At 48.3% G+C, this 17,321-nt stretch carries 13 protein-coding genes; 7 read left to right on the forward strand and 6 right to left on the reverse strand.

Annotated elements, in window-relative coordinates; translation table 11 throughout:
* Positions 1 to 157 precede the first annotated feature (157 nt).
* Positions 158 to 631, forward strand: a complete 474-nt coding sequence (locus tag WBG78_RS00080) for a cupin domain-containing protein (RefSeq protein ID WP_337324316.1) — start codon at positions 158 to 160, stop codon at positions 629 to 631.
* 67 nt (positions 632 to 698) lie between these two features.
* Here WBG78_RS00080 and WBG78_RS00085 read toward each other — a convergent pair whose 3' ends face one another.
* Positions 699 to 2,897: a PQQ-dependent sugar dehydrogenase gene (locus WBG78_RS00085; RefSeq protein ID WP_337324317.1), complete on the reverse strand. Its 2,199-nt coding sequence runs from the start codon at positions 2,895 to 2,897 to the stop codon at positions 699 to 701.
* A 415-nt stretch (positions 2,898 to 3,312) separates the two neighbouring features.
* Here WBG78_RS00085 and WBG78_RS00090 point away from each other — a divergent pair, with 415 nt between their 5' ends.
* The gene (locus tag WBG78_RS00090) at positions 3,313 to 5,208 is read left to right on the forward strand and encodes a tetratricopeptide repeat-containing sensor histidine kinase (RefSeq protein ID WP_337324318.1); all 1,896 of its coding nucleotides are present in this window, start codon (positions 3,313 to 3,315) and stop codon (positions 5,206 to 5,208) included.
* 80 nt (positions 5,209 to 5,288) lie between these two features.
* Here WBG78_RS00090 and WBG78_RS00095 read toward each other — a convergent pair whose 3' ends face one another.
* On the reverse strand, positions 5,289 to 5,885 hold the full coding sequence (locus WBG78_RS00095) for a nitroreductase family protein (protein ID WP_337324319.1): 597 nt from the start codon (positions 5,883 to 5,885) through the stop codon (positions 5,289 to 5,291).
* A gap of 57 nt (positions 5,886 to 5,942) precedes the next feature.
* Complete coding sequence (locus WBG78_RS00100) at positions 5,943 to 6,812, reverse strand: pirin family protein (RefSeq protein WP_337324320.1); 870 nt, start codon at positions 6,810 to 6,812, stop codon at positions 5,943 to 5,945.
* A gap of 319 nt (positions 6,813 to 7,131) precedes the next feature.
* On the opposite strand from WBG78_RS00100, the gene WBG78_RS00105 reads away from it, so the two are divergent.
* Together WBG78_RS00105 and WBG78_RS00110 are read left to right on the forward strand one after the other, a co-directional pair.
* Positions 7,132 to 7,470: a PadR family transcriptional regulator gene (locus tag WBG78_RS00105; RefSeq protein WP_337324321.1), complete on the forward strand. Its 339-nt coding sequence runs from the start codon at positions 7,132 to 7,134 to the stop codon at positions 7,468 to 7,470.
* Positions 7,461 to 10,064 carry an FtsX-like permease family protein gene (locus tag WBG78_RS00110; protein ID WP_337324322.1) on the forward strand — a complete coding sequence of 868 codons (2,604 nt, stop codon included), beginning with the start codon at positions 7,461 to 7,463 and terminating at the stop codon, positions 10,062 to 10,064. Before WBG78_RS00105 ends, WBG78_RS00110 begins: the two co-directional genes overlap by 10 nt.
* Positions 10,065 to 10,111: 47 nt before the next feature.
* Here WBG78_RS00110 and WBG78_RS00115 read toward each other — a convergent pair whose 3' ends face one another.
* Entirely contained in the window at positions 10,112 to 12,607 is a 2,496-nt protein-coding gene (locus WBG78_RS00115; protein ID WP_337324323.1) for an ABC transporter permease, read from the reverse strand.
* Between the two features lie 180 nt (positions 12,608 to 12,787).
* The gene (locus WBG78_RS00120; protein ID WP_337324324.1) at positions 12,788 to 13,237 is read right to left on the reverse strand and encodes a MarR family winged helix-turn-helix transcriptional regulator; all 450 of its coding nucleotides are present in this window, start codon (positions 13,235 to 13,237) and stop codon (positions 12,788 to 12,790) included.
* 79 nt (positions 13,238 to 13,316) lie between these two features.
* Here WBG78_RS00120 and WBG78_RS00125 point away from each other — a divergent pair, with 79 nt between their 5' ends.
* Complete coding sequence (locus WBG78_RS00125; RefSeq protein ID WP_337324325.1) at positions 13,317 to 13,826, forward strand: YdeI/OmpD-associated family protein; 510 nt, start codon at positions 13,317 to 13,319, stop codon at positions 13,824 to 13,826.
* A gap of 55 nt (positions 13,827 to 13,881) precedes the next feature.
* On the opposite strand, the gene WBG78_RS00130 is transcribed toward WBG78_RS00125, so the two are convergent.
* Entirely contained in the window at positions 13,882 to 14,388 is a 507-nt protein-coding gene (locus WBG78_RS00130; protein WP_337324326.1) for a hypothetical protein, read from the reverse strand.
* 124 nt (positions 14,389 to 14,512) lie between these two features.
* Between WBG78_RS00130 and WBG78_RS00135 the strand changes: the two genes are divergently transcribed.
* On the forward strand, positions 14,513 to 15,493 hold the full coding sequence (locus tag WBG78_RS00135) for a Gfo/Idh/MocA family protein (protein ID WP_337324327.1): 981 nt from the start codon (positions 14,513 to 14,515) through the stop codon (positions 15,491 to 15,493).
* An 18-nt stretch (positions 15,494 to 15,511) separates the two neighbouring features.
* Entirely contained in the window at positions 15,512 to 17,224 is a 1,713-nt protein-coding gene (locus WBG78_RS00140; RefSeq protein ID WP_337324328.1) for an IlvD/Edd family dehydratase, read from the forward strand.
* The last annotated feature ends 97 nt before the right edge of the window (positions 17,225 to 17,321 follow it).

Below are 17,321 nucleotides of genomic sequence, written 5' to 3' on the forward strand. Positions count from 1 at the left end.
GCAAAGTAAGTATTTGAAGGTGATGAGCGCAAATCTATTTTTTGCCTTTCTCTTCTTTTGACGGGCCGAAATTGAACGGCCACGGTTAAGGCGGAATAGCTGGAATATTAATCATCTTTGTGGTGGTCGCGAAAGGAATCGCCCCAAAGCAGCAGTCATGAACGCCGATTACTGGATTGAGCACCTTAAACTTTCGGCACATCCCGAAGGCGGATTTTATCGCGAGACATATCGTGCCGGGGGGAGGCTAAGTGTTAGTGATAATGCCGTACGGAATTATTCCACGGCGATCTATTTCCTGCTTCGGAAGCAGGACCGGTCTATGTTTCATAGAATTAAGTCCGACGAGTTGTGGCATTTTCACGCCGGTGGGAGGCTTACTATTTACATGCTCACGGAGGGCGGCCTCGTATCACAGTCACTGGGACAAAATATTGAGCAAGGCGACAAACTTCAGATCGTCATCCCGGCAAATCATTGGTTTGGAGCATTGGTAACGGAGGGTCCATACGTCCTTGCGGGATGCACGGTATCGCCAGGCTTCGATTTCAGCGACTTCGAAATGGCGAAGCGACAGGAACTTCTCGGTCAGTTTCCAAAACATTCAGACATCATACAAAAGCTGACGTAATCAAGGCGCACATCCGTCTTGCAGCTTTCATATTCAACGTATTCCACTCGATAGATTTGTGTCATCTTCAGTCAGATACCCGGATCCTAATTGTGGACCGTGAGCCGTTCTGCTCGACAATCAGTGCATAAACTCCCGCTCTGACCTTTCCGAAGTCAAAGCGTTGTTCCACATCACCCGCAAGGGAGGGCCACGACGAATCCATCACTTTACGACCGAGCAGATCAACCATCGTTATTTTAACCGGTGGTTGCCAATTGTCCCGCAAGATAATCGCCCCGATACGGCTTGGATTTGGATACGCTGCAAGACCTCTATGGCGTTCTTCTACGGCTACAATACTGAGAAACCTGGCAACGTAGGTGACGTCCTTATCTGGTGTCGCGATGGTGCGGGCGGTCTCCGTTACTCCATCGTTCCAGGACTCGAAAGTATATGAAACGAGCTCACCTTCCTGCGGCGTTACTGCGCCAATGTTTCGAAGGAGCCCCACAACAGATTCCACAACCAACGGGGTCGCTACCGGCTGTCCGTCCAGCGTAAGCGTAAGGCCGTCCGGTTCGGTGGCGAGTGTGATGCTTGATGTCAGCGGATGAATGTCCACAGAATCTTTTCCTTTCAGTCCGTTGGCGTCCGTTGCTGTCAGGATGATCCTGTACCAAACGTTTGGCGACGTCTCGCCTTCCACAGGAACTGTAAACGATCCTGAGGCGACACCATCCACAGCGGGCTCGTCGTGCTGGTGTGTATCGTGATGAAAATTAATGTTCCATCGAAGATTTGTCGCCGACAGCGGGCCATCTTCTTCATCGACGGCACGGCCGGAGAAATTGATGACGTCACCGGCGCGATAGAACGTGCCTGATAAAGGAGTCTCAATGGAAGCGGCAGGTGGTTTGTTCGCTATTACTGCGATGGTAACCGGATTACTGTTGACTGCACCACTGCCATTGGAGATGCGCACAGTATACTGACCTGCGTCAGCCAGAGTTGCCTTGGCTACTGAATATGTTGAAGTCGTTGCTCCTTCGATTGTGGCATTGTCAATATACCATTGATATGCCAGTGGGCTGCTTCCAGCAGCAATCACGCTAACCGAAAAAGGATGGCCTTCTGCGGCGGTGGCTCCCTGTGGTTGCTGGGTGATGTAAGGAAGAGTGGAATTGTTATAAACGATTTTGTATACAGCGCTACCGCTGCGACTGAGGAAATACATATTTCCATCCGGACTTGATGTGAGTGCGAGGGCATTCCCCGGGATGCCGGTGGCAAACGATGACCTGACCGCCCCCGTCGAAACGTCAAGCACATTAATCCATGCCCCACAAAGATCCTGAATGAAATACTTGTCGAAATATGAGGAAGGATAATTAGTGGTGGAAGGATTGAAGAACGCGCCGCCCGTGATCGCGCAACCAGTTCCATCGCCTGATGCATGCGAGTAAAAGTAGATGGGCGTGGTGTAGTTTGGATAGGTTGCTGTATTGAAATTTCCCTCTGTCGCCGGCCATCCGAAATTCCTGCCGCCGACAGATGCATCGTTCACCTCCTCCCAGGCATTCTGACCAACGTCGTTTACCAGTATCCTTCCCGTTGTTGAATGAATTGAAAATGTATATGGATTTCGAAGTCCGTACGACCAAACCCTTTGCCTTTGCGCTGTTCCTGTAGTAAAAGGATTTCCAGCAGGGACTGACCCGTCTTTGTTTATCCGCAACAGCTTGCCGTGATAGGTATCGAGATTTTGAGCGTGTGCCGAGTTCGCATTCTCACCTACAGCTACAAAGAGCTTTCCGTCCTTGCCAAAATGCATCGCCCCGCCATTGTGATTTGTAGCAGAACTAAGTGGATCGAGTTCGAGAATGGTTACCTCGCTACCCGCTAGTGCGACATCTCCATTTGCCGTGAAGCGACTTATCCTATTATGCGCGGGCGACCCCGGCACGGTGTAGTACACATAGATCCAATTGTTGACCGCGAAATCAGGATCTATCGTTACACCAATGAGCCCCCGCTCTCCTGTTGACGTAGTTGAGACTGTTACGAAGGGTGTCGCTTGCAACGCGCCATTCTTTATTACCCTTAAGGCACCCGCCTGTTGGGCAACGAACAGGCGTCCATCAGGTGCAAAAGCCATCGCAGTGGGGTTAGCAATTGTATTGGCTACCTGGACCTGTACAAATCCCGCGGAATAGGTTTGTCCCTTCACTGCTATAGTGACAAGGTGCAGTAATGCAATAAAAGAAACCAGGGAATACTTTTTCATCACGAAGTCAAAACGCAGTACAGTCGTCCCACAGGGTTGGGAAGGCTCATTTGAAGGTAACATTTTCCCAGGTAACCTTGTCGAACAGAATTTTATTTGGTGTTTGTGTACAGGTTCATGTATGAATTCCATCAAGAGTAAAGAAAAGGGCGAACCGCAAAAGGCACAATTGCACCGGGAACTGTTGCGTTACGGGTACATGGCAATAAAACAACATCCTTCACGAATACGCTGAAATGGCCAGCCTGCATGACATTTTTTACACGGGTAAAGATTTAGTCTGTTGCAAACGTTGCACTTTAACTACGTTTACCACCGTCTGAACTGAAAAACGACGGTTCACAAAAGTGGCGACAGACGTATTATTTTCACTTTTTTTCAACTTGAAACTAAGTTGAATTAGTATCTATTTGGCATGATGTCGAACCGCGTTTTCTTTGTGCTGATTGCCTTGCTTTCCGTCCCGATTGGCGCTTCCGCACAAAAGTTCGACAGCCTTGCGCTGAGCCGTAAAGCTGACTTTGCAATTCAAAATTATCTCTCAACACCAGACACGTCACTCTTTGAAGCAAGGCAGTTGCTTGAAGCGGCAATTGAAAGCAGGAGTACCTATTTTCAGGCAAATGCATACTACCTGATGGCAAAAGCACATTGGGCAAAAGGCCGTTTAGGTTCCAGCGCAGAATCTGGCTTCAACGCACTTCGTTTACTGGAGGACTCTCCTTACAATGATTTAAAGGGTGAAGTATTACTTTCCCTGGCCAGAACACTAACGGAACTGAAGAATTATCAGGAAGCGAGCGAATTTCTCAATCAGGCAGAAGCGCTGGCAGTCAGAACAAAATCGTCATCATTACAGGCAGGCGTATATCGCGAAAGGTCGATGTTGATGATGGAACGAAAAGACTATCGCGGCTCCATCGAAATAGCCGACAAAGGTCTTGCTATCTACGAATCAAACGGAGATACGCTTGACGCAAGTGTCTTATATGGCCGAAAGGCAAAGGCCTACTGCGCACTGGGCGAGTTTGGTGTCAGCGAATCGTTTAACAATAAGGCCATCTATCTCGACAGCCTCGTTGGAAATAAACGTGGACTGGGCATTCAGTACTATCAGGCTGCTGTTAATGCTTACAAACTCCAGAAGTTTGAAAGAAGCAATGCGTTGCTGAAGAAGTCACTTTCACTGTTAAATGAACTCGGAGGACTTGGCAATCTCATTAAAGCACATCACCTGCAGGCGCTGATTTTTACACGACAGCACAAAACCGACTCAGCAGTTTCCGAATTCAAGCTCGAGGCCTCTCTGAAAGACAGTCTTTATAATTCCGAAAGTATAGGGAAGTATGTTGAGATGCAGTCGGCCTATCAGTTGCAGGAAAAGGACAAGGCAATACTTGCACTTGAGCAATCCAAGGGACGTCAACAACTTATAACGATAGCGCTATCGATCGGCATCGTTCTATTGCTCGCACTGATCTTCGTTTTATGGCAACTGCGCCTGATTCAGAAGCGTGCGAACAAGGACCTCAAGTCCCGGAATCTTGCTATCGAGCAGCAGAAGGAAGAGATGCAGGCGCAAGCCGAGAAGTTGTTTGAATTGAACCAGCTTAAATCGAAGCTGTTCTCCGTGATCAGTCACGACCTCCGCGGGCCGATTTCAAATCTCCATGCGTTGCTCAGTTTGCTTACCACTAAGGCCATGACTGCAGATGAGTTCATCAGCATTTCACAAAAGCTGAAGACTAACCTCAACGTAACGCAGCGCACGCTTGAGAACCTTTTGAACTGGTCTTTGAGTCAGATGGATGGCATTAAGACAGAGTCCAGAAGCTTTGATGTGTCAGCAGTGATCGAAGAGGTTTGCAACCTGATGAGTGAGGTTGCCGAACGCAAGCATCTCACTTTCGAAACGAATGGTTCGTTGCCGACAAAGGTGATGGCCGATCTTAATCAGGTACAATTGATCCTCAGAAATCTTGTTCACAACGCGATCAAGTTCTCAAAGCAGAACAGTTCGATAAGAGTGATAACATCCACAACCGCTTCGCACTGTATTATACAGATCGAAGACCATGGCATTGGCATGACCACCGAGGAGACAGAGATGTTACAAGACAGGCCTCATCATTTTACAAAGGTCGGTACCCATGAAGAAAAGGGAACGGGCCTTGGCCTGCTGCTTTGCAAGGAGTTTGTAAAACGCAATGGCGGTGAACTTAAGATTCAGAGTACGCCAGGCAAAGGGACTACTGTTAGTTTCACGATCCCGTTAGCTGAAGAGTCAGCGCTGGTTGCCGTTCCGTCTTGAGTTATACAAAGGACAAGGCAGCATACCTTCAACAATTTGTGAGAGCATTCCTGAAGTCTGAAACGGATGGCGCTTGACGCTTAGCCTTCCGGTTGAGGGGGAAACGGTCCATTCATGACAAACTCCTGTTGCAAGAATCGTTCGCGTGGGGCAAGCTCCCGATGCTTAAGTTTTTCCGGAAGTGATTGTGGATCTCCCGGATATCCTACGGCGATGAATACACCAATCTCATATTGGTCGGGGATGTTCAGAAGATCAATGGTTCTTTGTTTATGAAAGCCCGCCATTTGTCTCACCTGTAATCCAAGTTCGACGGCCTGCAGAGAAAGAAAGGAGTTGGCACCGCCGAGATCGTACATTGCATAACTGTTGGTACCTGAGAATCTCGAAAAGTTCTTGCGCGCCAGGCTCAGTATGAGCAAGGGTGCATCCTTTGCCCATATCTGGTTGCCTTCGTTCAAGCAGGAAAACAGTTGATTCCATAATTCCGGCTGGTCACGAGTCGCGTATATGAATACCCATGGCTGCTCGTTTGTGCTGGAGGGCGCCCACCTTGTTGCTTCGAACAACGAGGCGATGCGTTCGGGTTCTATAGGTTGCTCCGAAAATGAACGAGTGCTCTTCCGGTTCCTGATGAGGTCGTTTATCGGATGCTCGAATTGATCTGACTTTTCCATGTTGCTCTTCAAAGTTAGGGTAGGAATTAAGAATTAATTCTTAATTCCTCCAGTTTCTCACTCTTCTATAAGTATCCCCATCCTGCCCATTTGATAATCGCGCATTGCTTCCAGGATCTGGGTTTGACTATTCATTACGAACGGGCCGTGCGAGACCACTTCTTCATTCAGTGGTTCTGCTGATACGAGCAGTATGCGCGTGTCTTCGAGTCCGCTGAATGAAATTCCGTCTCCATCATTGTTAAACAATACGACGTGATGTGCCTCTACTATTCCAAACCCGTCGACGTTCAATTTTCCGTCGAGCAGATAGATGAAAACATTATGGTTTGATGGCAGCGGGATTTGAACCGAACCGCCTTTGCCAATGGTGATAGTTGCAGCATTCACTTCGGGTCTTGCGGCGATTCCTCCTACTGTATCAAGAACATTTCCTGAAACAACCTTCAGTACAACCCGGCCATCATCGAGTACCTTCGTGGGAACATCGCTGGCCTGCAGCGGATAGTATGCTGGCTGATCCGTCTTGTTCGCCGCTGGCGAGTTGATCCACAACTGAATTATCTCCTGACGTCCGCCTATCTCATGGATATCGTGAGGTGGTCTTTCACTGTGAACTATACCCCGGCCCGCGTTCATCCATTGCGCACCACCTGCATATACCACGCTATCGTTGCCTCTGCTGTCGCGGTGATGAACACCCCCCTGGAATATGAATGTCACGGGAGAAAATCCGCGATGCGGATGCGGTCCTACACCAGCATCGTCAGGGTCAACATATTTGTCTGCTTCTACATTGGCGTGGTGAAGCAAGAGAAAGGGATCTATCTGCTCAACCTTTTCTGTTGGAAAGGGTTGTCTTATCGGCATATCCCCCATCATGGTTTCGTGAGCGTAGAGAAGCTGGTTTACTTTTCTGTTTTTCATGACTTGATCGAAGTTAAAGTAGTCCTGAATAGTTAGTCCTGAGTAGTTAGTCCTGAGTCCTGTGGGGTCCTTAGTACTTAAGATTTGAAGACAAATTTGAGTTGGGAAGGACCAGAGTATTATGCTGACCATCCTTGCCTTTACTAAGGACTCAGGACTCAGGACTAAATACTACTCCTACAATGTGAATTCGACACTTAAAGTTCAGTACAACAGTTGTAAATACATTAGTATCGAAATTTAATCAGAAAAGCCTCTTTTTATGCTACAAAGATGAAACATATCAATTACTTTCACGTTTGTAGAAACAGATACAGATATGAAAGGATCAAATCTCGGAGAACTCGAAGAACTGATACTTCTCACCGTTGGCATATTGTATCCGGATGCCTATGGGGTGGCTGTGATGGATGAAGTGGTGAAGAACACAGGGCGCCAGCTCAACATCAGTGCTGTGCATGCCGTGCTGACACGACTTGAGGAAAAGGGCTTTGTTCGCTCTTCCATGAGCGACCCGACAACGGCCCGTGGAGGAAGACGCAAGAGAATATTCACACTGACTGCTGCAGGAAGTAAGGCCCTTGAGGAGGCTAATGAAGTCCGAAACCAGTTGTTCAATCGCATTCCGAAAGTAGCGTTTCAATTTCAATGGCCGTAACGCCACAACCCCCAGGCTGGGCAAACCGGTTTCTTGAGTGGTATTGCCGTCCGGATATTCTTGAAGAAACTCAGGGAGATCTGCTGGAATTGTATGAGCGTTCCGCTGATCACTCACCGCGCCTCGCGAGGTTGCAGTTCGTTTGGAATGTGATACGCTTCTTCAGACCACGCAACATCAGGAAACGCAAACACCATATGAGCTCCGCTACCCTCTCACCCGCCATGTTGAAGAGCTACGTTACTTCAACAATTCGAAATATCCGACGTAATCAGTTTCAATCTTCCATCAATATCATAGGGCTGTCTCTCGCATTGGGATGTGGCATTACCATATTTCTTCTGCTCGACTCCTATTATAACAGAGACAAGTTTCATGCAAAGGGCGATCGCCTGTACCTGGTCATGAATGATATGAAGTCGGGTGGCATCGTAGAGCATTGGACGCGTTCACCCTATCTCATCGGACCTGCATTGCAGGAGGCACACTCTGCAGTCGAATCCGTAGTACGGGTTCAGCGTCACTCATTCAGTATGCGCCGGGGCAACACTGTCTTCAATGAACAAGTTTGGTTTACAGATCCTGAGTTCTTCGATGCCTTCAGTTATAAAGTAATTCATGGACAGGAGAATGCGTTGCACGACCCCACTTCCATTGCCATAACGAAGGAGGTAGCACAGAAATACTTCGGCCGCGAAGACGTGGTGAACGAAGACATTCAGATCAAGTACAGCAACGACGACAAAGTAACGTATAAGATAGGCGCCGTTGTAAACACGATACCTGACCAGTCGAGCATGCACTTTGGTGTGTTGATACCCATGAAGCAGTGGGAACAGCACGTGGAGCCTTCAAAGGTAATTCAGTGGCGCACCTGGGCCGCTGCTACATTTGTCGTGCTAAAGGAAGGGCGTTTTCCGAACGAGCTCAACACGGTGGTGGAAGCCTTGAAGAAGACGCAGCATGAAGCCAACGATAAGTTTCAGATTGAATCTGTAACATTCATCCCCATGGAAGAAGTTGCCGAGCGCAGTTTCGATATCAAGTTTGCCTTGTCGTGGAGCAACATGCCAGCAGCCATGATCGGATTGGGCATCATTGCATCATTCCTGGTGCTCCTGGCATGTATTAATTATATGAACGTTGCCGTCGCGTCGGTATCTACACGTTTGAAAGAAATTGGAATCCGTAAAGTCGTAGGTGGTGGGCGCAGACAGATCATCTGGCAATTCATGATCGAGAACGTAGTGTTCTGCGCGATAGCAACGCTGGCCGGAACAATAATATCGGCCTTCATTCTTCTGCCTGGTTTCAATACACTGTTTCCAATTCACATACCATTCGCTTTCTCCTCGCCCGCTACCATGATCACCTTTTTTGTTGGTGTCATTCTGATGGTGGCCATCATTTCGGGAGCATATCCTGCCTTGTATGTCTCTTCATTTAATGCCGTTACGATCATGCGTGGACGCGAGAAGTTTGGTTCAAAGAGCATGCTGAGCAAGTTCATGCTCACCCTTCAGTTTGTGATTTCTTTCTCTATCATCGTGGCAAGCTTTGTGTTCATCAACAGCAGCAAGCATTTTGAATCGAAAGATTGGGGTTATCAGCACAACGGCCACCTTTACACGCCCGTGTCAAACCTTGCGCAGTTTCGGGAAGTGGAACGAAAGCTTGCATCGAACAAGCACGTCATTGCATATGCAGGTGCAGAAAGTCATATCGGAATGACGAATCACATTACCACGATCAATATCGGAGAAGACCAGGTGGCCGTCAATCGCTTCGAGGTTGGATTCCGATACCTGGAAACGATGGACGTAAAGATTGTTCGAGGTCGTTCATTTGATGAGAATATCGCATCCGACAAGAAGGAATCCGTAATTATCAATGAAGCTTTTGCCAGGAAGATGAACTGGTCAGATCCATTGGGTAAGACTTTTGATTTCGACGGTCAGAAGTGGTACATCATTGGTGTAGCAAAAGACTTCAACTTCCAGGAATTCTATACTGCAGTGGAACCTGTGTTCATTCACATCGGAACAGAAGAGCGCTACAAGTATCTCGCTGCACATGTTGAAGCAGGCCATCTCAATGAGGTGTCCGACGAGCTGAGATCTGCGTGGAATAAACTGGCACCTGATGATCCCTATGAAGGAAAGTTTCAGGATGATGTATTCCAGCAGTTCTTCAATTCCAACAGCGGCAACAACAAGATCATGATGACGATATCGATCGTGGCGCTGGCACTGGCAATCATGGGATTGTATGGATTAATGTCTTATAACCTCACCAGGAGATTGAAAGAATTCAGTATTCGAAAGGTCTTTGGTGCATCCATGCTTCACATCCTCAAAGAGATGAATCGTGACTACGCGTGGATTGTCATTACTGCCTTCGTGATAGCTGCTCCGTTAGGGTGGCAGATGGTGAGCCAAATGATCAAGGCAGCTTATCCGGAAGAGATTCCGATTCCTGCGTGGCCATTTGTTCTAACGGGCAGCCTGATGATCTCTACGGTTGTCGTTACGGTTGCTACGCAATTGGGTCGCCTGAACGCGGCGACACCTGCAGAGACTCTGAAGAACGATTAGTATTTGAAACTCCGAGCTTCATTTGAATTGCCATGAACATTGGCGGCTTACTCGTGCCTGAGAGCATCAACCGGATTGCCTCTGGCGGCACGAATAGTCTGATGGCTGATTGTCGCCACGGCTATGAATAACAGGATGATGCAGGGGATTACAAACATCCAGTACGAAAGTTCAATTCTATACTGATAACTATTCAGGAACTGCTTTGCAATGATCCATCCTAACGGTACGGCCAGGGCAATCGACAAAATGATGAGTCGCACGAAGTCGCTGGACAACAACACGAGGATCTGGCTGATTGTTGCACCCAGTACTTTACGGATACCGATTTCTTTGACCCGCTGATGAAGTGAAAACGACATAAGGCCAGCAAGTCCCATGCAGGCAATGAAGATCGAAAGCAATGTCGACAAGCCTGCAATGGATCGGATCCTTTCGTCGCGTTCAAAAATTCGTTGAAAAACAATGTCCTGAAACGTGTATTCGAATGGGGTGCCAGGAAACATACTCTTCCATTCTTTCTCGAGAGCAGCAACGCTTTGCGAGATGTTGCCCGGAGCAAGATGAACGATCACATAGTTGTAAGTACCATAGGGCCACGCGGTGTTGGCGTACATCAAGATGCCAGGTAACACAGAAGAGCCCGGAAGATTAGTGTTGTTAACGTCTCTTACGACGCCGATAATTTTCAAGGTCATGTCACCTTCCGAGCCTCTCCAAACGAAATTAATTGGTTTATCGACAGCATCGTCGGCGCTCTGGAATCCAAAGGCTTTCACGGAAGTTTCGTTGATCATCACTACCTTCTCACCAGTGGTTCGTTCGCGCGTAAACTCGCGACCCGCCACTAATTCAATCCCCATGGTTGATGCGTAATCCCAGTCGACCACATTCTGACAGAGACGGACCCGTTCATCAGGTCTTTCAAGGTTCGTGTATTCGGAGGTAGTGAGCTCAGCAAATTTCCCCGGGATAGCCATCGCACCGGTCACGTTTATAACCTGTTTATTGTTCAGCACCTTTTCGCGAAACGCGCGAAACTTCGTAAAGTCCGGATCGTCGGTCCCAATGTTCCTGATCTGAATCCGATGATCGGACTCAAATCCTCTTTCGCGCAATTGCAAATGTTTTATCTGCAGAAAAACCGTGAAGCTGAAGATGATCAGTGTAACGGACACAACGAATTGAAGTACGACGAGTGCCTTTCTCATGAACGCACCGTCGGAAAATTTAACCGAATAGCCTCTCAATGCTTTAACCGAATGCAGCTTTGCCAGTGTGGTTAAAGGAATAAGTCCATTCACAAGGACACTTGCCAGCAAAGCAAAAGCGATCAATATTACCTGGCCCGGAGTCCATAAAAGGAAAGGGACATATTTGCCTGTCAGAGCAATGATCAACGGTCGCGCTAACAGCAGGATTATAAGTGCAACCACGAAGCCGGCAGCATGAATCAGCGATGCATCGAGCAGGTATTGGCGTGCGAGGTTCCATGCTGAAGCACCCATGATCCTTCGAACACCCACTTCTTTAACTCTGTTGAAAGTTTTGGCTGTTGTCAGATTGATGTAGTTGATGGCTGCCACGGCAAGAATAGACATCCCGATGAGTCCAATCATCAGCGTATAGCCAACAGGGTTGGTTTGTATCGAGGGCGCATTGCTGTCTATCCTTCCCGATTCAAAATGAAGTTCATTGATTGGTTGAACTTTTAGTTCCAATCGTTGACCATCTGCGAGCTGTTTGTTCGCCTCGGCGGGAACGGTGCGAAGTACCTTTGATTCAAGGGAGTCGCGGCTCACTGCATGATTGGTTTTCATGAACGTAAAGAACCCCGGCCAGTACCAGATGTTCCTGATGTCCTGTAAATAGTTGTCCTCGAAGTTTCTGAATGGAAGAAGCATGTCGAACCGGAGCGTTGAATTTTCCGGAACATCATCGATGATGCCTGTGACCTGATAGTTGAATTGTGTTTGTCTGGTCTCCGTCCCGCCAGTCCTGATCTGCACAACTTTACCCAGCGGATTTTCGTCTCCGAAATACTTCCTCGCCAATGACTTCGTCATTACCATCGATGTCGTTGTTGATAAGGCGCGGTTACGATCACCCTGGAGCAGAGGAAAATCAAAGACATTGAGAAACTCTTCGTCTACGTAACGGGCGCCGGGCTCATTGTAAGATTTTTGAGGACCGCTCTTCGGCGTATAGCTAACAATGCAATATGGTTCGCGATTGCCCTGATCGAAGTAGCGGGATACATATTCAACATCCGGCACCGACGATTTTATTCTGTAAATCAGGGCGGGCATGGTCGATACGAACTGATCTTCTGCGCCTCCCTTGAGGCCTTTAACAGTGGTAGAGACAAAAAACAGCTGGTCAGCTCCAGCATGAAAGTTGTCGAAGCTGTATTCAAACAATACCGTCTTGATCGAAAAGAGGAAAGCAGCAAGGCCTAATGCAAAGCCACCAACCTGAATAAGAGCGACTGTTTTGTTTCGAAGGAGGTTTCTAAGTGCAACGGGTAACGTGTTCCTGAGCATACCAATGCCGTGCAACCATGCCGGCGAAATTGCTTGCCGTATGTGTACGAAAAAGATACCACAAAGGGTTGCACCGATCCAGATTTCCTACCAAAATATGGTCAGGAAAAAAGTCTGAACCGTTGTAGACAAGGCCATAGTGGTCAATCGGTCTGCAGTCACGGAGCCTGGATCAGATTGTCAATCGCGAAGCTTGTCAAGGATTCTGTTTAGTTCTTTCGCCTCATCTTTGGAAATGATCCTGAGCGACTCTAACCACACGGCGGCTTCCTCATCGATACGCTTCAAAAGCTCGAGCCCCTGATCGGTGATCATGATGTCGACCTGGCGGCGATTGCTTTCACAAATCTCACGACGCAACAATCCCTTCTGACGTAGTTTCTCCACCAGGCGGGTAGCATTGCTGCTTTTGTCAATCATGCGGGAGGTAACGTCCGCCAGCATTAACGCGCGGGGGTGACTTCCCCGTAAGATCCTCAAGACATTGTACTGCTCAGGGGTAATGTCGTGCACCCTAAGCCGTGACGCATTCCGGTTGTAGAGCCAACTGGCAGTAAACAAAATGTTGATTACCGCCTTTTCATGCTCGTCAGCAAACTTTTCCTGTTTGATATCCTGCTCAAGTGACATAGCTAAGTAGTTTCAACAATTGTATATACAAGACTTTCAGAGAGAAAGTTTCCTTTGAGGCAACTATATTGTCGGCACCATGGTAACGTTCACCACCACAATCAAACGCGATGACCGCAGCAGGGAAAAGACCGGCTGGTCATATATCATCATTTCTGCTGCCAATGCAAAGAAGCTGGTTGCTGGTTCCCGACTGGGATTTCGGGTCAAAGGCTCGATCGACAGCTATGCGCTCAATAAGACTTCTGTTTTACCAATGGGTGATGGGTCCTTCATGCTGCCTGTTAATGGCACCATGCGGAGGGCAATAGGTAAAGAAAGTGGAGACAAGGTTACGCTGGTCCTCGATGTGGATAAGCGAAAGATCGAACTATCGAAGGACCTGATGGCGTCGCTGGCTGACGAGCCAGGTGCCTTTGAATTTTTCAAGTCACTGCCGATGTCGCATCAGCAATACTTCAGCAAGTGGATCGAGAGCGCCAAAACTGTTGAAACGAAAACGAAGAGGATCGTTATGTCGGTAAATGCCCTGAGTCAGAAGAAGGGATACGGGGAAATGATCAGGGAAGAAAAGCGAATGAAGATGTAATCAATTTTGCTTCAAGTCACCTGAGGCATTTAGCCGCACAAGTACCAACGACAAACTATTTAGCCTTCTTTTTAGGACCCTTTGAAGCGCTCTTTTTTGCTACTGTCTTCTTTGGTGGAGCAGCCTTCTTAGTACCTGCATCGCTTAGTGTTCTGCTTCGGGTCATCACCTTGATATTATCGACATGGCGGAAGCGCAGGGCACTCCAGTCTTCGTCGATAGCAACCATTCGTACTGGTTCGTAGTCGTGCTTGCCAAGTTTGGCCCATCCTGAGTCGCGGTTGAATTCGCACTTGTATTTTTTTGATGAACCTTTGGGATAGGCAAACCAGAACAGCCCGTCCTCAGCCATCAACGGTATAACCTTTTCAACCAGCGAATCGACCTCATTTTGCTTTGTGACAAATGCCAGGAAAAAGCTGATCTCTCCGGATGGTATGGACGTGGCCACTTTAGTAAGAGCTTTCATCTCATTCATGTCGGCATTGAAACTTTGTGGCGCGTTAACAATGACGGCGGCGGACTGATCTTTGAAGTTGAGTTTCTTGAATATGGCGTTCATAGTGCCTAAGCTAACAATGTATCTATTTATATCTGACAGTTACCGCTCAAAAAATTAATGGCTATGGCAGCCTTGCAATCGAATGATCGGTCCTTCGTTTAGATATATTTTATAACTTGTCGGCATGCGTTTCATTGACGGCCCCCTGCGTTGGGGCATTATCGGCTGCGGCGATGTTTGTGAGGTAAAGAGCGGTCCTGCATTTTCCAAAATAGACAATTCATCATTGGTTGCCGTTATGCGGCGCGATGCTGATAAGGCTGCCGATTTTGCACAACGCCATCATGTTGATAAGTCATACGGCGATGCCTCGGCATTGATCAACGATCCCGGTGTGAACGCGGTTTACATTGCAACGCCACCTTCCTCTCATGAGGCTTACGCTTTGGAAGCGATGAAGGCGGGGAAGCCCGTGTATATCGAAAAGCCGATAGCGCTCAACAGTGCATCCTGCCGACGCATGCTGGAGGCATCCGAATCTATGGGACAACCGTCGTCTGTTGCTCATTACCGGCGGGGGCTGGATCTTTTTCGTCGCGTGAAGCAACTGATTAACGAAGGGGCTATTGGAAGGCCAACGCTGGTCCAGCTGAACCTGCTTCACCCGGCCAAGCCGACCAGCGCTAATGAAAACTGGCGGGTGGATCCCGGCGTTTCGGGAGGGGGATTGTTCTTTGACCTGGCTCCCCACCAGCTCGACATCATCTATTGGATATTCGGAAAGCCACTGTCATTCAAGGGTACTTCGGTTAAGCAGGGAGTATTTTACGATGCGCCTGATGTAACATCGTTGTCCATGGTGCTTCGCGATAATGTGTTCTTCCAGGGGCTGTGGTCATTTAATGTGAGTCAGTCGCAACGACATGACAGTTGTCGGATCATTGGTGATAAAGGATCGGTGACGTTTCCCTTTTTCACAAGCTTTACCAGTGCATCGATTGAAATTACGAAGGGAGAAGATACGACGACGGAGAGCTTTACATTTCCCGTGAACATTCAGCAACCGATGATTCAACAAGTAGCCGATTACTTCAGAGGCAAGGGCAAGAATCCTTGTTCGCTCGCAGAGGCGCTTGATACAATAGAGATAATGGAAAATTGTTGATCGAATTATAAAACACCTATGAAAGAGAAATTGCGCAGCCAGGGATGGTTTGGAAAGACCGGTAAGGACGGGTTCATCTATCGCGCGTGGATGAAGAACCAGGGTATCCCCGACTATGAATTCAGAGGCAAGCCTGTGATTGGCATTTGCAACACCTGGTCTGAGTTAACACCCTGCAACGCTCACTTCAGAGAGCTGGCAGAATCAATCAAGCGTGGCGTATCGGAGGCGGGTGGCCTTCCCGTCGAATTCCCGGTAATGTCATTGGGTGAAACGCTCATCAAACCCACGGCAATGCTGTACAGGAACCTGGCCAGCATGGATGTGGAAGAATCAATAAGAGCCAATCCCGTTGATGGGGTTGTGCTGATGTGCGGATGCGATAAGACGACACCTTCACTCGTAATGGGTGCATGTAGTGTGAACCTTCCTACCATAGTAGTATCGGGCGGACCGATGCTGGCGGGTAAGTTTCAGGGAAGAGACATCGGTACCAGCGACATCTGGCGTTTTAATGATGCCGTTCGTGCAGGAGAAATGTCGCAGGAAGACCTTACGATATCTGAAGCGTGCATGGCCCGCAGCCGTGGGCATTGCGCCGTGATGGGTACCGCATCCACGATGGCTGCCATGGTGGAGTCGCTTGGGTTGACGCTTCCTGATAATGCCGCTATTCCGGCAGCTGATGCAAGGAGAAAGGTACTGGCGCAGATGTCGGGGATACGCATCGTAGAAATGGTCAAGGAGAATCTGCGCATGTCAGACATTCTTACCCGCGAGGCTTTTGAAAATTCAATCATTACCAATTCAGCTATTGGTGGTTCGACGAACTTTATAATCCACCTTCTTGCCATTGCTGGACGTATAGGTGTTCCGTTAGAGTTGAAAGACTTCGACAAACTTTCGGCACTCGTTCCCGTTGTTGCCAACATCCAGCCTTCGGGTAAACACTTCATGGAAGACCTGTACTATGCTGGTGGATTACCTGCTGTGATGAAGGAAATAGATCGTTTTCTGCATGGCAACGCAATCACTGCAAATGGAAAATCCATCAGGGAGAATTACGAAAAGGCGACGTGCTACGATCGCGATATTATCTCGACAGTTGAAGAACCATTTAATCCTCTTTCGGGGGTTGTGATCCTCACCGGAAACATGTGCGAGAACGGCGCGGTGATGAAGCCATCGGCTGCCGACCCTAAGCTGTTGAGTCATACTGGCAAGGCTGTTGTTTTTGAGGACATTGATGACTACAAGAAGCGCGTAGACGATCCAGACCTGGACGTTGATGAGACTTGCATACTGGTACTGAAGAATGTAGGGCCTGTCGGTTATCCAGGCATGCCAGAAGTAGGCAACATATCGTTGCCCAAGAAGCTTCTCACGAGAGGAATTCACGATATGATCCGAATATCTGATGGACGAATGAGCGGCACCGGCTTCGGTACAGTGATCCTGCATGCCTCACCTGAGGCGGCGTTGGGCGGAAACTTTGCTGTTATAAGATCCGGGGATACGATAACCCTTGACGTCCCGAACCGGAAGCTGACATTGAACGTGAGTGAAGAAGAACTGACAAAGCGTCGCAAGGAGTGGAAGCCCAAGCACAAGATCTACGATCGTGGGTACGTAAGTCTGTATCAGCAACAGGTGGAACAGGCTCATTTGGGTGCTGACATGGTTTATCTGCGTGGCGGATCGGGCAGTGAGGTGTCACGAGACTCGCATTGATGTTTTAAAGGAATTCCGGAAGCATGGATTAATAACTCAGCCATCCTTGGTTGAGATTCGTGCATGCTGGTTTCAAGGAGAATTTATTTCAAAAGAG

It is taken from the genome of Chryseolinea sp. T2, assembly GCF_037203685.1.
Classification (GTDB): Bacteria; Bacteroidota; Bacteroidia; order Cytophagales; family Cyclobacteriaceae; genus Chryseolinea.

Coding starts and splice junctions, on each gene's coding strand:
- WBG78_RS00100 (WP_337324320.1), bottom strand. CDS start 6,812: ATGAAAAACAGAAAAGTAAACCAGCTTCTCTACGCTCACGAAACCATG.
- WBG78_RS00085 (WP_337324317.1), bottom strand. CDS start 2,897: ATGAAAAAGTATTCCCTGGTTTCTTTTATTGCATTACTGCACCTTGTC.
- WBG78_RS00135 (WP_337324327.1), top strand. CDS start 14,513: ATGCGTTTCATTGACGGCCCCCTGCGTTGGGGCATTATCGGCTGCGGC.
- WBG78_RS00110 (WP_337324322.1), top strand. CDS start 7,461: ATGGCCGTAACGCCACAACCCCCAGGCTGGGCAAACCGGTTTCTTGAG.
- WBG78_RS00095 (WP_337324319.1), bottom strand. CDS start 5,885: ATGGAAAAGTCAGATCAATTCGAGCATCCGATAAACGACCTCATCAGG.
- WBG78_RS00130 (WP_337324326.1), bottom strand. CDS start 14,388: ATGAACGCCATATTCAAGAAACTCAACTTCAAAGATCAGTCCGCCGCC.
- WBG78_RS00140 (WP_337324328.1), top strand. CDS start 15,512: ATGAAAGAGAAATTGCGCAGCCAGGGATGGTTTGGAAAGACCGGTAAG.
- WBG78_RS00115 (WP_337324323.1), bottom strand. CDS start 12,607: ATGCTCAGGAACACGTTACCCGTTGCACTTAGAAACCTCCTTCGAAAC.
- WBG78_RS00090 (WP_337324318.1), top strand. CDS start 3,313: ATGATGTCGAACCGCGTTTTCTTTGTGCTGATTGCCTTGCTTTCCGTC.
- WBG78_RS00120 (WP_337324324.1), bottom strand. CDS start 13,237: ATGTCACTTGAGCAGGATATCAAACAGGAAAAGTTTGCTGACGAGCAT.
- WBG78_RS00105 (WP_337324321.1), top strand. CDS start 7,132: ATGAAAGGATCAAATCTCGGAGAACTCGAAGAACTGATACTTCTCACC.
- WBG78_RS00125 (WP_337324325.1), top strand. CDS start 13,317: ATGGTAACGTTCACCACCACAATCAAACGCGATGACCGCAGCAGGGAA.
- WBG78_RS00080 (WP_337324316.1), top strand. CDS start 158: ATGAACGCCGATTACTGGATTGAGCACCTTAAACTTTCGGCACATCCC.